Raw genomic sequence first — 1,993 nt, forward strand, 5'->3', positions numbered from 1 at the left:
CGATGGCTCCGGCACGTGGCGCGAACCACCGACGGCGAAGCCGCAGTGCCGCTCCTGGGCCCCGGAGGACTGGCGGAGGTGGTCTGCCGCCCCCGGGCGGGGGACTCCCCGACGCCCTCCCCGTCCACCGGTCCGGCGCCCGGCGCCCCGGCCCCGGAACGGTACGGCACCGGACCGGACCAGGCGCCCCGGCACCGCGGTCAGGGCCCGGCCGCGCCCGTGGCACCGGCCGTACTGGAGGCATTGACCGGCATCCTGGCCGACTTCACGGACGTGCCGGTGACGCCCGACAGCACCTTCAAGGAGCTGGGGGCCACCTCCCTCACTCTGGTCCTCACCCACCGCAGGCTCCGGGAGGGCATCGCGCCCCGGCTCGCACTGGCGGACATGTTCGAGCACCCCACCGTCGCGGCCCTGGCCGCCCGCATCACCGTCCAGAGCGCCCCGGACACCGACCGGGCCGTCACTGCCGCCGGCGCCGACGCCATCAGGCCCCCCGCCTCCCAGCGGTCCGAACGGCCCACGCGCAGAACGTCCCGCGTCGCCGCACGCGCCCTGGCCGAGGAGACCACACGATGACCGAACCGACTTCCTCCCGGGGAGACACGCCGGAGACGCCCCGGCCCGGCCACGAGGCCGGCGACGACCTGATCGCGGTCACCGCCCTGGACTGCCGGTTCCCCGGAGCCCCCGACACGGCGGCCTACTGGGACCTGCTCGTCGACGGCCGCAGCGGACTGACCCGGCACGACGAGCGGGAACTGGCCGAACGCGGCGTCCCGGCGAGGCTGCTGGCCAACCCCGCCCACATACCCGTCAGCGGGGTCATCGACGAACAGGACCGGTTCGATCCCGAGCCGTTCGGCCTGACCGACGCCGAAGCGGCCGTGATGGACCCCCAGCAGAGGCTCTTCCTCGAAGCGTGCCTGCGTGCCCTGGAGAGCGCCGGACACGGCGGCGGTGCCGGCGCGGGCGCTGTGGGCGTCTTCGCCGGCGCCGCCCACAGCGACTACCTCGCCCGCAACCTCGCCGACCGGTACGCCGCCTCCGCCACCGATCCCGTCGGCAGCCTCCAGGCGGCCCTCGCGGGCGTGGCCGACTACCTCCCCCTGCACGTCGCGCACCGCCTCGCGCTCACCGGACCCGCCGTCGCGGTCGGCACCGCCTGCTCGACCTCGCTGGTGGCCGTGCACCTGGCGGCCCAGTCCCTGCTGGCGGGGGAGTGCGACACCGCCCTCGCCGGCGGCGCCTCCCTGATCGTCCCGCAGGGCATGGGTTACCTCCACGTCCCCGACGGGATCTTCTCCGCCGACGGACACGTACGGACCTTCTCCGCCAAGGGCACCGGCATCGTGCACACCCAGGGCGTCGGCGTGGCCGTCCTGCGGCGGCTGCGCGACGCCGTCGCCGACGGCGACCCGGTGCTGGCCGTCCTGCACGGCTCCGCCGTCAACAACGACGGCGGCGACCGCACCGGCTTCACCGCTCCCTCGCCGCGCGGACAGGCCCGTGTGGTCTCCGAGGCGCTCGCCGTGGCCGGCCTCACGCCCGGGGACATCACCTACGTCGAGACCCACGGCACCGCCACCCGTCTCGGCGACGTGGTGGAGGTCGCCGCGCTGCGCCGCGTGTTCGGCGACACCGGCCCGGCCTGGTGCGCCCTGGGTTCGGTCAAGAGCAACATCGGGCACGCCAACTCGGCTGCGGGCATCGCCGGTCTCGCCAAAACCGTCCTCGCCCTGCACCACGGCGTACTGCCGCCCACCCTGGACGCCCTGCCCCTCAACCCCGACCTCCAGCTGGACGACTCGCCCTTCACCGTCGTCCACAAGGCCACAGACTGGACCGGCCCCCGGTACGCGGGCGTCAGCTCCTTCGGCATCGGCGGCACCAACTGCCACGTCGTCCTGGGCAGCGCCCCCGTCCGTCCGGAACCGCCCGCCGATCCGCGCCCGCAGCTCGCCCTGCTCAGCGCGCACCGCGACGACGCCCT

Annotated in this window: 2 protein-coding genes; both read left to right on the forward strand. The window is 75.3% G+C overall.

The features are described 5' to 3' along the window. Positions 1 to 579: acyl carrier protein (locus B7767_RS37725; protein WP_218775850.1), on the forward strand; the 579-nt coding region annotated here is incomplete at its 5' end. After that, on the forward strand, positions 576 to 1,993 hold a 1,418-nt coding region (locus tag B7767_RS37730; protein ID WP_143652868.1), incomplete at its 3' end, for a polyketide synthase. The genes B7767_RS37725 and B7767_RS37730, both read left to right, overlap by 4 nt.

It is taken from the genome of Streptomyces sp. 13-12-16 (genome assembly GCF_002114215.1).
In the GTDB taxonomy this organism is placed as follows: Bacteria; Actinomycetota; Actinomycetes; order Streptomycetales; family Streptomycetaceae; genus Streptomyces.